At 38.6% G+C, this 14418-nt stretch carries 14 protein-coding genes; all 14 read right to left on the reverse strand.

The genetic code is table 11. The annotated features are described in order from the left end of the window. Window positions 1-3: 3 nt before the first annotated feature. Window positions 4-1392, reverse strand: a complete 1389-nt coding sequence (locus tag BDR01S_RS06100; protein ID WP_066258074.1) for a replication initiation and membrane attachment family protein — start codon at window positions 1390-1392, stop codon at window positions 4-6. Window positions 1393-1447: 55 nt separating this feature from the next. Beyond that, on the reverse strand, window positions 1448-1909 hold the full coding sequence (nrdR, locus tag BDR01S_RS06105; protein WP_026563356.1) for a transcriptional regulator NrdR: 462 nt from the start codon (window positions 1907-1909) through the stop codon (window positions 1448-1450). Window positions 1910-1999: 90 nt separating this feature from the next. Next, entirely contained in the window at window positions 2000-2389 is a 390-nt protein-coding gene (locus BDR01S_RS06110; protein WP_066363059.1) for a hypothetical protein, read from the reverse strand. 117 nt (window positions 2390-2506) lie between these two features. Further along, window positions 2507-2881 (reverse strand): adenosylmethionine decarboxylase, encoded by a 375-nt coding sequence (speD, locus tag BDR01S_RS06115; RefSeq protein WP_066258078.1) that lies wholly within the window; start codon window positions 2879-2881, stop codon window positions 2507-2509. Window positions 2882-3194: 313 nt separating this feature from the next. Next, a complete protein-coding gene (locus BDR01S_RS06120; RefSeq protein WP_066258080.1) occupies window positions 3195-4226 on the reverse strand; it encodes a glyceraldehyde-3-phosphate dehydrogenase in 1032 nt (343 codons plus the stop codon). 165 nt (window positions 4227-4391) lie between these two features. Beyond that, window positions 4392-5006 (reverse strand): dephospho-CoA kinase, encoded by a 615-nt coding sequence (gene coaE / locus BDR01S_RS06125; RefSeq protein WP_066258082.1) that lies wholly within the window; start codon window positions 5004-5006, stop codon window positions 4392-4394. A 19-nt stretch (window positions 5007-5025) separates the two neighbouring features. Continuing rightward, complete coding sequence (ytaF, locus tag BDR01S_RS06130) at window positions 5026-5661, reverse strand: sporulation membrane protein YtaF (RefSeq protein ID WP_066258085.1); 636 nt, start codon at window positions 5659-5661, stop codon at window positions 5026-5028. Between the two features lie 104 nt (window positions 5662-5765). Beyond that, entirely contained in the window at window positions 5766-6593 is an 828-nt protein-coding gene (mutM, locus tag BDR01S_RS06135; RefSeq protein ID WP_066258088.1) for a DNA-formamidopyrimidine glycosylase, read from the reverse strand. A 15-nt stretch (window positions 6594-6608) separates the two neighbouring features. Continuing rightward, a complete protein-coding gene (polA, locus tag BDR01S_RS06140) occupies window positions 6609-9245 on the reverse strand; it encodes a DNA polymerase I (RefSeq protein WP_066258093.1) in 2637 nt (878 codons plus the stop codon). Window positions 9246-9265: 20 nt separating this feature from the next. Continuing rightward, on the reverse strand, window positions 9266-10684 hold the full coding sequence (gene pnpS / locus BDR01S_RS06145) for a two-component system histidine kinase PnpS (protein ID WP_066258095.1): 1419 nt from the start codon (window positions 10682-10684) through the stop codon (window positions 9266-9268). Continuing rightward, entirely contained in the window at window positions 10681-11397 is a 717-nt protein-coding gene (locus tag BDR01S_RS06150) for a response regulator transcription factor (protein WP_066260312.1), read from the reverse strand. The genes pnpS and BDR01S_RS06150 overlap by 4 nt, the downstream gene beginning before the upstream one ends. Window positions 11398-11518: 121 nt before the next feature. Then, window positions 11519-11995, reverse strand: a complete 477-nt coding sequence (locus tag BDR01S_RS06155) for a MaoC/PaaZ C-terminal domain-containing protein (RefSeq protein WP_066258097.1) — start codon at window positions 11993-11995, stop codon at window positions 11519-11521. 88 nt (window positions 11996-12083) lie between these two features. Next, on the reverse strand, window positions 12084-13022 hold the full coding sequence (mdh, locus tag BDR01S_RS06160; protein ID WP_066258099.1) for a malate dehydrogenase: 939 nt from the start codon (window positions 13020-13022) through the stop codon (window positions 12084-12086). A 102-nt stretch (window positions 13023-13124) separates the two neighbouring features. Next, complete coding sequence (gene icd, locus BDR01S_RS06165; RefSeq protein ID WP_066258100.1) at window positions 13125-14393, reverse strand: NADP-dependent isocitrate dehydrogenase; 1269 nt, start codon at window positions 14391-14393, stop codon at window positions 13125-13127. Window positions 14394-14418: the final 25 nt, after the last annotated feature.

Here is a 14418-nt window from a genome sequence, read left to right on the forward strand (position 1 = left end):
CCCCTATTTGCGAAACGCTTTTAGTTTTTCTTCAATTGCGCGTTTTTTCGCTTCTACTTCACTGGTGTTACCTTGCGAAGGGTCTTTTCCTGCTTCTTTCGAACTGTCATCGAACCAATCAGGAATTAACTCGGTCCGAATTGGTTTTTTATTTGTCGACCGATTTGTTTTTTTACTTTCGGTCACCTTTTGTTCCTCATTCCTTGCGAGTTCCATCGCTTCCTTCACCGTTTTCACTTTTTTTCTCGCCCAATGACTGGCAATTGACTCCACAAAGCCCTTAGTAAATTTCATGTCTGTTTTTCTCATTGCCACCTCAATTAAAACATTTACCACACCTGGAGGCAGTTTATATTTAATCATAATCTCTTCTAAGGTTTTCAAATTAGCATTTGAAGGTTCAACGCCCCCAGATAACTCTTTAAAAACGATGAGCGGCGTCGTCGTTTCATATGAGCGGATTAATTTTTCCTCCGGGGTTTTCGGCTCGGTTAATTGTGTTTGATGGACAATCGGCTGCGTTCGGTTAATCAAACTCGGAAGTTGGTCGTAATTGACAAATTGATACCAATCACGAGCTCCCTTTCTCAAATCCTCAATATCAATTTCTTCGTGCTCATTAATGGCACCTAAGATAAAATTTTTCATTTCGATTGCGTCTATTTGGTACAAAAATGCGAGATTACTAATCACATTTTTCACTTTGGGCGTGAGCGCTTTTTTGGGAACAAGCGATTCATTTAGCCCCGCTGTTAACAAATCAAAATCAAACAGGTCGACACCAATTTGGATGGGACTCGGTTCCGTTCGACCGATAAACTGTTGATTTTCTTCCTCTTGTAGTTCCTCCGAAAGACCTTGAATATATTGCATACTGCCTGGTGCTCCTGATGAAAATACGTCCTGAAAGGCCTTAGTAACCTCTACATACTCGCCTTCACTTGGCTTTTGTTGATCACTAAAAAACCGTTTCAGACGGGAAAAATGGGTTTTTCCAATTTTTCGATATAAATAAATATTTAACATTCCATCTAAAAAGAATTGCTCCGGACTTAATGGCGGATGGAGTTCATAGATAAAAGACCGTCCTCCTTCATCCGTTTTGACACGAGTCTTTAATAATCCAATGCCCTCTAGCTTTAATCTTGCTTCATAAATATCCTTTAAGTTCAACTCTAAGAGATTCATCAATAGATGGTGTGTGGATGACTCAGACCAGAGACGATTTTCCTCTATCTCCGCCCAGAGAGTCATATACAAGCTAAAGCAAGTTGATCCAATCAAGGGCTGATATAATAACGTTAGCACTTTGCGATCATACTCATGCAGCAGCCCGTCTGATGCAACTTTATAGCGATCGATAGGGAGAATTTCCTGCCAATGCTGCGCCATAATAATCCAACCTTTCCTCTCGTACAAGTCAAAAAGAGCCAAAAACACTTAGCTCTTAAGATTTTTCTTTTTTGATTAGTTCTTTTAATTCATCAATAAAAACATTAATATCTTTAAACTGACGGTAAACGGATGCAAATCTTACATAGGCGACTTCGTCGACATGTGCCAGTCTATCCATGACCATTTCACCGATCGCTTCACTTTTAATTTCTGAAATACCCTGACTGCGCAGATCCTTTTCTACACCATGCGTAATATCTTCTAATTCCTTTAAGGCAACAGGGCGCTTCTCACATGCCTTGATCAAGCCACGTAATATTTTATCACGGCTAAACTCTTCTCTGGTGCCTTCTTTTTTGACTACAATTAGCGGGATTTCTTCGATCTTCTCAAACGTAGTAAAACGATATCCGCATTCTTCACATTCACGTCTCCTACGAGTGGCCCGACCTTCATCAACAGGTCGAGAATCGAGGACACGTGTACCATAATTTTGACAAGAAGGGCATTTCATTTGTAATCCACTCCAAATCTACACTGTACTTCCGAACAAAACGCTTACTTTCATCTTATAAAAAAGAATATCTTTATACAAGTAGAAGTATTAGGAGTTTTTTATTCCTATAAAGTTATGTAATTGATTAATTCGCTCGTAATATGAAATAATCCGCTTTTTTAAATCGGGATAGGTGCCGAGTAAGGAAAATTTTTCAGATGAAATATTAAAATCTACCGCAGTTTCCATTGGTTTTACAGCTACAATAGTAACAATCAGGAAGCAGGGTATAGGTTTACTGACTTCGACAGCAATTTCTCCATGTTCTTTAGAAACCGTCGTGACCCGGCAATCGGCATCTTCATGAAATAGTTTTTCTACAGCTGCAAATAATTGATTATACTTCGCCTTATAATAATGTGTTTTTAAGGAATCATCTTTGATTTGATCTGAAGTCTCTAATTGCTTTTTAAACCGAACAAATAAGTTATCTAACATAGCTATAGTATTCCTCCCGTGATGTAAGCTTTGGTCTTATTGTACAACATTTAGCTAGAAAATATAAAAAGAGGTGTATATTAAGATACACCTCTTTGCTAATTATTTTTAAAGTGACTATAAAACCTTTGCCTGTTTTACTTGAACTGGACCCATGCCTCGTGGAATTTCAATATTTTCACGTATCTCGGCATTTAATGCTTTAGCTATATATTCAGCTGCAACATTAGGATTTAAATCGCCGCATGTGTATACATCAATGCTGGCATATCCATGTTCAGGGAAGCTATGAATGGTAAGATGCGATTCAGAAATAATTACTACACCACTCACACCTTGGGGAGCAAATTTATGAAATGCTACCTCACGGATTTCCGCTCCAGATCTAAGAGCTGCTTCAACAAAAGTTGTTTCAATAAAATTCAAATCATTTAATTTTTCAAAGTCGCATCCCCATAGTTCTGAGATTACGTGACGTCCCATTGTTTCCATATTCATTTTCCCCCTTTAACCATTTTGTTCTTTCTTGAAATCCTGTTGTTGCTGGTACCTGAATAACTACCACGGGGGAAAGTTAGTCCAGAGAGGTCCTAACCCTTTAAGTAATTACTAGCTACCTAATTTCAAGAAGTTCACGATGACTAGTATACTTTGTTTATATTTGTTTTGCAACCTATCAAAATTAATCATTATATTTTAATGGTGTAACAAACATCGATAGGCATTTTCCATTTTATAATTCAAAATCTATTCTATGCTAAAAACACAAAGAGGGCACAAAAAAAGCTGTCATCCGACAGCGTTTTTATCCAACCTTTATTTGAGATGAGTTTGCTATTTCCTGTGCAACATAAAGGGCGAGATCGACTACTCGTGAAGAATATCCCCACTCATTATCATACCATGCCAATACTTTTACTTTTCTAGTTCCCATTACCATGGTGGAAAGACCATCAATGATGGCAGAATGCTCATTGGTATTAAAATCAACAGATACTAAAGGTTCCATTGTCAAATCCAAAATGCCTTTTAACGGTCCATTTGAAGCCTCAATAAAGGCATTATTAACATCATCGACTGTCACATCTTGATTAAGATCAACTACTAAATCAACAAGTGAAACATTTGGTGTTGGCACACGAAGTGACATCCCATGTAATTTACCCTTTAAATGGGGTAATACAAGTGAAATTGCTTTAGCTGCTCCTGTTGTCGTCGGAATGATAGATTGTCCACATGCACGAGCCCTCCGTAAATCTTTATGAGGGTTATCAATATTTTTTTGATCATTTGTATAGGCATGAATGGTGGTCATTAATCCACATTCAATGCCAAACTTTTCGTCTAGCACCTTTGCAACGGGTGCAAGGCAGTTCGTTGTACAGGATGCATTAGAGATTATATCATGATGATGGATATCAAGCATTTCCTCATTAACCCCCATCACAATTGTAACATCCTCATTTTTCCCTGGTGCCGTTAAGATTACCTTCTTGGCTCCTGCTTCTAAGTGCAATGCTGCCGCCTCACGTGCATTAAACTTCCCGGTAGCCTCAATAACTATCTCAATTCCAAGCTCTCGCCATGGAAGTTCCTCTGGATTACGACTACTTAATAGTTTAATTCTTTTGCCATTTACAATTAACTCATTATCAAATGGGATTACTTCTCCCTGAAATGGTCCATGATTGGTATCATATTTAAGTAAATGTGCTAATGTTTCAGCTGGATAGCTCGCGTTAATAGCAACAACCTCAAGCTTATTTTCAAGGATCGCTTTTCTAAAAACCATCCTTCCAATTCTTCCAAACCCATTTATTGCAACTTTCGTCTTCATTTTACAGCCCCTTCCGCATTAGTGTCATACTTATTACTTGTATCGTTGTAATTAGTATAACATATTTAGGTGCAATTGTGATGAATAAAGTGCGGATTTTTAAAATGTTTTACAATTCAGGCAACTTAGAAACAGAAAAAAAGAGAAGGTACCCCTTCTCTCCCATTAGTTATGATTATTTTTAGTGATACCAAACTGTTCTAAAATTTCAAGAAGCTGTTTTTTGGTATCTGCAATCGATCCATTATTATCAATCACAGCATCCGCAAGTTTTATTTTATCTGACAGTGGCATCTGGGAACGGATTCTTGCACGGGCATCCCCTTCAGAAAGATTATTTCTCTCGATCAACCTTTTTAATTGTGTTTCATTGTTAACATAAACAAGTAAAGTTTTATCCACCATATAGGTAAGCTTACTTTCAAATAATAAAGGAATATCAAGAACCACCACTTCTTCACTGTTCTTAATGGCCTGTTCTACTTGGTCTCTCATCCTTTTTCTAACCTCAGGGTGGACGATCTCGTTTAAGATTTGTCTTTTTTCTTCTTGGTAAAAAATAATGGAGCCTAATCTTTGCCTGTCAATTTCCCCGTTATCTAATAAAATATCCTCACCAATTTCAGCAAGTATCTTTACATAAGCAGATTCGCCCTTCATTACTGCCAGGCGTGCTTCTATATCTGCATCGACCACAGTGATATCCATTTCTTTGAACAAGTTTGAGACTGTACTTTTTCCACTGGCAATTCCGCCTGTTAACCCGATAACTAGTGACATGGTCGTATCCTTTCTAGATTCATAACTTCCATATTCCAATTATTATTAATAATATCCCTGGCAAAAACGTGAATTTCTGGATCCATTCATATTTATGGAAAAAACTCCCACTTTTTATTCCTAATAGAACAAATAACGAGCTCATAATCGCGACAGTAATGGCTAAATAAATGGGGGAGTAACCGAGCATCGCTGCACCAATCCCTGCGCCAAAGGAATCGAGCGACAAAGCAAAGCCTAACATTAATGCTTCGATACCGGTAATCGTTCCTGATTGATCAAAGTCAGCCGACATTGGTTTTTTCAATATGTTAATAGCTAAACCTAGGGACTTGATTTCAAAATTCACGATCGTTTTTTCATGAACTAGTACGTCTTTTTCTTTTTCCGGTTGGAAAAATTGGTACAAAACCCATGCACCAAGCGCGATTAGAATGATTCCTCCCAGGCTTGCCGTCATTTTTGGAGATAGAACTTTTTCAAGTCCATGTCCAATTGACACGGCAATCATTAAAGAAATAGCCGAGCAGCTTGCAATAATGATGACTGATCTGACCGGCATGACCATTTTCCTTAGCCCATAGGTAAAACCTACACTAAAGCTATCAAGGCTAAGCGCAAAAGCTAAAATAAGAAGTGAGATCAACTGAACCATGTGTCTAGGGCTCCTTCCTCCAAAATCATTACGATAGTATATGGCAGGAGCCTATCAAAGGTTAATATTATTCAATTCTCACTTATCTCTTGTCTCATTTCGGTTTAGGCCTTTTGGCAATGAGGGCAGTAATGGGTCCCTCTGCCTCCTACAGTTGTTTTTTCTAACGGCGTCCCGCACCGTTTACATTCTTCGCCTTTTCGACCATATGCGTATAATTCAAGTTGAAACATTCCAATTTCCCCTTGCGAGTTAACATAGGAACGGATCGTGCTTCCTCCCTTTTTGACGGCTTCACTTAAGGTAGCAACAATTTCACGGTGAAGAAGGGTAATTTCATCTTTATTTAGTGTGTTCGCAAGACGCTCCGGGTGGATACCTGCGCGAAAAAGTGCCTCATCCACATAAATATTACCAAGCCCGACAAAAAATTTTTGGTCTAATAGGGCTGTTTTTATTTTCCGAGTCGTTTTTTCTAACTTTTTCGCCAAATACTCTACGGTAAATTCTTCGGAAAAAGGTTCAGGGCCAAGTCCTATCAGCGGCTCTGTTAAGAATTCATCGCCTTTTTTATACAGATGCATGGTCCCAAACTTCCGAACATCCCGATATCTTAACTCGGTCCCATCTGTAAAGTGAAAGAGAACATGTGTATGTTTATCAAATGGCTCATCCTTTTGATAAAGCCCATACTTTCCTTCCATCCTCAAATGAGAGACTAAAGCGAAATTTCCAGTATAAATGATTAAAAATTTCCCTCTTCTACCTACATCAACAATCGTTTCCCCAATTAAAGCATCGACAAACTGTTCAACCTCGACGGGGTTTTTAATGATTTTCGGCCAATAGACCGTAATATCTTTGATTGTTTTATTAACAACTAATTTTTTTAACGTCTTACGTACGGTTTCTACTTCTGGAAGCTCTGGCAAGATTGCCCCCCCTTTTTATTTTGCATCAAACCATGTGGGTCCGTAGGCATAATCCACTTTTAATGGCACCTTTAATTCGAGAGCATTTTCCATCACGTCCGGGACTAACTTTTTCAAAATCTCCAACTCGTCCTCAGGTGCCTCAAAAATCAATTCATCGTGTACCTGCAGTAAGAGACGCGTTTTTAAGCCTTTGTCCTTTAAGGCATCGTCCATGTCAATCATAGCTTTTTTGATGATATCAGCAGCACTGCCCTGAATTGGAGTGTTCATCGCTGTCCGTTCAGCAAAGCTTCTAATATTAAAATTGCGAGCGGTTATTTCCGGGAGGTATCTTCTCCGTTGCATCAAGGTAGAAACATAGCCCTTTTGTTTTGCCGAATGAATAATATCATCCATGTATTCTTTAACCCCTGGATAGGTATCCAGATATCGATTAATGAATTGACCAGCTTCCTTCCTTGTAATTCCTAACGATTGTGAAAGACCATAATCGCTAATCCCATACACAATTCCAAAGTTAACAGCCTTGGCCTGACGTCTCATATTGGAGGTTACCTCCTCTTTACTGACATGAAAAACCTCCATTGCCGTTTTTGTATGAATATCCATGTCATCTTTGAAGGCCTGAATTAACTTTTCATCTCCCGCAATATCCGCCAGGACACGCAACTCAATCTGTGAATAATCTGCTGCAAAAATGATCCAGCCTTCCTCTGATGGAACAAAGGCTTGACGGATTTTACGCCCCTCTTCAAGTCGAATCGGGATATTTTGCAGATTAGGGTCAATGGAACTCAATCTTCCAGTTGCCGTTAAGGTTTGTTGATATCTGGTATGGACTTTTCCCGTTTTCGGATTAATAACCTTTAGTAATCCTTCAATATAGGTCGACTGAAGTTTACCTAATTGTCTGTATAGGAGAATATGCTCGATGATCTCATGATCATCGGCTAATTTCTCTAGTACATCCGCTGAAGTGGAATAACCTGTTTTCGTTTTCTTTGCTGAGGAAAGGTTTAATTTTTCAAATAAAATCACACCCAGCTGTTTCGGTGAGTTGATATTAAACTTTTCGCCTGCCAATTCACAAATCTTTTCTTCAATCTCAATGAGCCGATCATTTAACTCCTTCCCCATTTTCTGAAGGCGCTCTTGTTCCACTTTGATTCCGCATGATTCCATATCTGCTAGAATCAGCGATAATGGCATTTCGAGCTCGGTAAATAATTCATATTGTTCATTTTTTCTTAATTCATCTTCAAGTTTTTCTTTTATATCGAACATCGCAAGACTTTTCCGAACAAGATGTTCTGCAAGCTTAGCTTCTTCAGGGACTTTTCGTTTCGCCCCTTTCCCATAAAACGATTCATCCGATTGAATATTATGTAAATCAAATCTTTTCGTAATGGCTGCGAGGTCCTCAATGTTTTCTGAAGGATTTATGATATACGAAGCCATTAGAATATCAAAATCAGCCCCTTTTAAGTGAATATCATGTCTTCTTAATGAAACTTCCGAACGCTTCGCATCATAAACTGTTTTCTTTTTACTCTCATCTTCCGCCCATTTTTTAAATGCAACCGATTGCAATGCTAGGTCGGTTGGCAAGTAGAAATATCCGTTTTCATTGACAAGCGAGAAACCAATAATCTCTGCATAATGATAATTATCATCCAGCATTTCGACGTAAAAATAATTGCTGTCTGCAAACAATTCCTCTGTTATTTCCGCTGGTATTTGAAACTCAATCTCTTCAAGTTCGTGCTCCTCTATCACATCTGGACCTTCTCCAAGCTTAGCCAATAATGTATGAAAGCCTAATTCTTTAAATAGTACTACTAATTTTTCACGTATAAAGCCCTCGTAAGCAACGGTTTCTAAATCCACTTCAACAGGTGCTTGTCTTTCAATCGTAGCAAGTTCTTTGCTCATAATCGCTTGGTTCTTAAATTCTTCAAGCTTCTCCTTCAACTTATTGCCCGTAACTTGGTCAATCGAGTTTATTAAATTTTCAAGTGTTGAAAACTCCTTTAACAGCTTGATCGCTGTCTTTTCGCCCACCCCCGGGACACCAGGGATATTATCAGAAGGGTCCCCCATTAATCCTTTCATATCAATGATTTGTTCGGGTGTTAGTCCATATTTTTCGGCCACATGTTCAGGGGTATATTCCTCAATATCTGTAATCCCTTTCCGAGTAATTCCGACTGTTGTAGAGGCTGAAGATAGTTGTGTTAAATCTTTATCTCCTGAAATCACTTTTACTTCGAACCCATCCTCTTCTGCTGTTAATGAAAGGGTCCCGATGATATCGTCGGCCTCATAATTTTCAAGCTCATATCTGGAGATTCCATAGGCGTCAAGAAGGTCTCGGATAAAGGGAAATTGTTCGGATAGTTCGGGCGGAGTTTTTTGCCTTCCACCTTTATATTCACTAAAGGTTTTATGACGAAAGGTCGTTTTCCCTGCATCAAACGCGACTAGTATATGTGTTGGCTTTTCATCTTCAAGAATTTTCATCAGCATCATCGTAAATCCATAGACGGCATTCGTATGAATTCCTTTATCGTTATTAAGCAGCGGTAATGCAAAAAATGCTCGGTAAGCAATACTATTACCGTCAATCAGGACAAGTTTCCTCTTTTCCATTTATATCCACCTTCCAAAAATCATGTCAAATATTTATGTAATTCGATAATAAATTCGCTTCCTTCACCTAAATCGCTTCTAACACTTATGTTCCCATGATGAGCTTCGACTAAATGTTTAACAATTGCTAACCCAAGGCCTGTCCCACCGGAGTTACGACTTCTGGCACGATCCACCCGGTAAAATCGTTCAAAGATTCGTGGGATTTCTTCTTTACTAATTCCCACCCCCGAATCTTGCACATGGATTCTTACGTTCTCACCGTGTTCGAGAAGGATAATTTTCACATTGCCTTCTAGCGGGGTATAGGTAATTGCATTGGCGATTAAATTTATAAACACTTGTTTTAAGCGGTCAAAATCACCATTGATAAACACATGATTTTGCTTACAATAAAGTTCAAGCTTGATATTCTTTGCTTGTGCTTTTCCTGTAAGAATCGTAATCACTTCATTTAATAACATATGCAAATCTACTTGTTGAAGGTTTAAACTAAAGCCTTGCTGCTCTATTTTCGAAAGCTCCAATAGCTCTTGGATAAGAGTCTGCAGGCGATCGCTTTCTTTTAAAATAATGGAAAGAAATGCTTCTAATGTTTCTTTATTGTTCATGGCTCCGTCCATCAACGTTTCGGTAAATCCTTTAATAGATGTAACTGGGGTTTTTAATTCATGCGAAACATTGGCGACAAAATCCTTCCGCATTTGCTCGAGTTTTTTTATTTCTGTTATATCATGAAAAACAAGCAATACCCCTTTCCAAACATTATTAGTTCCAATTATCGGGACACCATAAACGACAAAATACCTTCGTTCAATCAAAAAAGGCACAAGTATTTGTTCACTGACCTTCTTTTCAGTCCGAAAAACCTCAGCAACTAGATGACAAATCTCCTCATAGTCAATCACTTCATAATAGAGTTTATTTAAATAATCAGTTGGGTCCACATGAAAAATTTCTTTGAATCCTTTATTAATTAGATTAATATAGCCGCGACTGTCGATTAAGACTAATCCTGCTCCCATATTTTCAATTAAAGCACTAAGCCGGTCCTGTTGAATTTCCTGTGTCTTAACAAGCTCTTGGAGGTTTTCGGCCAGCATATTGATAGAAGACCCGAGCATGCCGGTTTCATCCAATCGATTTACTTTTGTTCGAGCACGGTAGTTTCCGTTGGCCAGTTCAATTGCTACCTCCGTAGCAGCTTCAATCGGTTTAGTATACTTTGAAGTGATTCGCATGCACAGTGTAAAAATAATAACGATTGCAATTACGAGGCAGATTGAAAGAATCCACAAGATTTCTATCTTAAGATGCTGATTTAGCGACTCTATGTAATAGCTATTAAAAAGTTGACCTAACAATATTCCTGATCCCACTAAAACCGCAATAATTAATAGAACTAGTGAAAGCAGCAGTCCCTTTCGAAATTTGGTCATTCTCCCTTCGGCTCCTCAAGTCTATAGCCCAAGCCCCGCATCGTTTTGATATAGACCGGCTTTTTCGTATCGACTTCAACTTTTTCTCTTAGATGAGATATGTGTACATCCACAATTCTAGTATCTCCAGCAAAGTCATAATTCCAAACCGCACTAAGCAATTGATCACGAGTCAAAACGCGGCCTTTATTTTGCGCAAGATAAAGAAGCAATTCAAATTCCTTTAGGGTTAACTCCAAAAGAGTATCGTTAAAATACGCTTCATATTTATCAGGAATGATTTTTAAATTGGCTATCACTAGTTCTCCTGTTTCCTTTTCACTAGCATCTATCGCTTCAGGCTGGACTTGTGTCCTCCTAAGTATTGCTTTCACTCGGGCAATTACTTCTCTAGGACTAAAGGGCTTAACCATATAATCATCTGCACCAAACTCAAGGCCCAATATTTTGTCGAACTCGTCATCTTTAGCAGTTAACATTAAAATAGGAGTCATGATTTTCTCCTGACGGAGCTGCTTGCATACTTCCATTCCATCCAATTTCGGCAGCATAAGGTCCAAAACAATGATATCAGGGTTTTGAGTCTCAGCAAGTTGTTTCCCAGCTTCACCATCCATGGCAGTAATCACTTCATATCCCGCTTGCTCCAGATTATATTGGAGCAAAGTAACAATGGATTGTTCATCATCGACAACAAGAATTTTATTTTTCATAATATCCCCCACTAAATAAGTTACCTCCATTATAATAATAAAAATAATAAATTATCTAGTTTTACAAAACTTTAATATAAAAAGGAATGTGAGCAGGTCACATTCCTTAGATTTATTTCTATTAAAAGTTCTCTAATGCTCTACCATGTATTTCCTCCAAACGATGGGGAGGACAAACTTTTAGCTTTCCCTGTATTACTGTCTCATTTTTTTCATTGCTTCCTACAACACTTATCACAATGGTATGTTCATCTCTTACTACTTCCACCACTTCAAACAAAAACTCGATGGTTCCGTAATGATAGACAGGAATTAGAAACTCAATATCTTGGCTTAAGATATGGCTCCCGGGACCGGGTAAGTATTTTGAAATGGCCGAGGTGATCATTCCCGTAAGCATGATACTAGGAACTATTGGTTTTTCAAATGGAGTTTGTGAAGCATAATCATGTTGAATATAGAGAGGGTTCGCATCATCTGTTAATCCTAAATAAAGGAGGATATCCTTATCTTCTACTTTTTCAGTCATAGACAATTTTTCGCCAACTGTAATTTCTTCCATCTTTCGGCCTAACTTTCTTCTTTTACCTAAAAGCATATATTCCACCTCCGTTGTAAGCGATTTCAAATAAATACAAAGAAATTCGGGGAACCCCTTGTAGCCCCGAATTTCTCAATTATTCTTTTTATGCTAATACTTGCATAACATTGCGAACGGATTCCACTGATTTATCTAAGGCAGCTTTTTCGTTTGCAGTTAACTCAAGCTCAATTATTTTTTCAATACCATTGGCTCCTAGGACTGTTGGTACTCCAAGGTAAATGCCGTCATAACCAAATTCGCCTTCAAGATAAGCAATCGAAGGAAGAACTCGGCGTTGATCTTTAAGAATTGCTTCACACATTTCGACCAAAGAGGCTGCAGGTGCATAATAAGCACTTCCGTTACCGAGTAGGTTTACAATTTCTCCGCCGCCTTTTCTTGTGCGTTCTACGATAGCTTCTAAGCGGTCTTTAGGAATTAATGTCTCTAATGGAATACCACCTGCATAAGAGTAACGTACAAGCGGAACCATGTCATCACCGTGTCCACCTAATACGAAACCGGTAATATCTTTAACAGAAAGATTTAATTCTTGCGCAACAAATGTACGGAAGCGGGCTGTATCAAGAACTCCGGATTGACCAATTACACGGTTTTTAGGGAAGCCTGATTCTTTAAATACAGTGTAAGTCATAGCGTCTACTGGGTTAGTTAAAACAAGAATCGTACAATTTGGAGAATACTTCACAATCTCCTGTGTAACACTTCTCATAACCTTTTGGTTTGTTTGAACTAAATCATCACGGCTCATACCAGGTTTACGGGCAATACCAGCAGTAATAACCACGATATCTGAATCACGAGTATCTTCATAGTTGGAGGTACCAGTAATATTAGCATCAAAGCCTTGGACTGGACTTGCTTCTAGCATATCTAATGCCTTACCTTTTGTAGGGTTTTCCATTGGAGCGATATCAACTAAAACTACATCCCCAAGTTCCTTTTGTGCAAGTAAAAATGCTGTAGTTGCTCCAGTGAATCCTCCGCCGATTACAGAAACCTTTTTCCGTTTTAATGACATTATGACTCTCCCCTTTGAACATATTTAATGTTTCAGTAGAATTTATAAAAAACAGTAAGGACTATTTATATTAACAGCCCTCACTGAACTTAACTTTCCTTCTTACTCCATGTTCTTAATAAGCTCGTCACCAAATTCAGAAGTTTTCACTTCAGTTGCACCGTCCATTAGACGAGCAAAATCATATGTTACAACTTTGGAAGCAATTGTTTTTTCCACTGATTTAATAACCATTGTAGCTGCTTCAGTCCAGCCAAGGTGCTCTAGCAATAACACACCCGATAAAATGACAGAAGAAGGGTTTACTTTATCAAGACCTGCATACTTAGGTGCAGTACCATGAGTTGCTTCAAAAATAGCATGTCCTGTTTCATAATTGATGTTAGCGCCTGGTGCAATACCAATACCGCCTACTTGCGCTGCAAGTGCATCTGAAATGAAGTCTCCGTTCAAGTTCATTGTTGCTACAACATCAAACTCGCGCGGACGTGTTAGAATTTGCTGTAAGAAAATATCAGCAATCGCGTCTTTTACGATAATTTTGCCGGTTGCTTCTGCATCCGCTTGAGCTTTGTTAGCTGCATCTGCGCCTTGTTCTGCTTTAATGCGGTCATATTGTGACCATGTGAATACTTTATCGCTGAATTCCTTTTCAGCAAGCTCATAGCCCCAGTTTTTAAACGCGCCTTCAGTAAATTTCATGATATTACCTTTGTGCACGAGTGTAACGGATTTACGGCCTTCTTTAATTGCATAGTTAATTGCTGCACGTACAAGACGAGTTGTTCCTTCTTCAGAAACAGGTTTAATCCCGATACCTGAAGTTTCAGGGAATCTGATTTTCTTAACACCCATTTCGTTTTGTAAGAAATCAATTACCTTTTTCGCTGCTTCTGTGCCTTTTTCATATTCAATCCCAGCATAGATATCTTCAGTGTTTTCACGGAAAATAACCATATCCGTATCTTGCGGGCGCTTAACTGGTGAAGGAACCCCTTCGAACCATCTTACAGGACGTAAGCAAACGAACAAGTCTAATTCTTGACGAAGTGCAACGTTCAATGAACGAATTCCGCCACCAACTGGAGTGGTTAATGGACCTTTAATAGCAATTAAATATTCTCTAATTACGTCAAGTGTTTCGCTTGGAAGCCATTCACCCGTTTGGTTAAATGCCTTTTCTCCAGCTAAAACTTCTTTCCATATTAATTTGCGTTCGCCTTTATAAGCTTTTTCAACAGCCGCATTTAAAACGCGCTCAGAAGCGGCCCAAATATCCGGACCGATGCCGTCTCCTTCGATAAATGGGATGATTGGATGATTTGGTACGTTTAATACTCCGTTTGTAACCGTGATTTTTTCGCCTTGCATAGTTGATTCTCCTCCTATTATGTAA

This window comes from Neobacillus drentensis NBRC 102427, assembly GCF_001591445.1.
Taxonomy (GTDB): domain Bacteria; phylum Bacillota; class Bacilli; order Bacillales; family Cytobacillaceae; genus Neobacillus; species Neobacillus drentensis.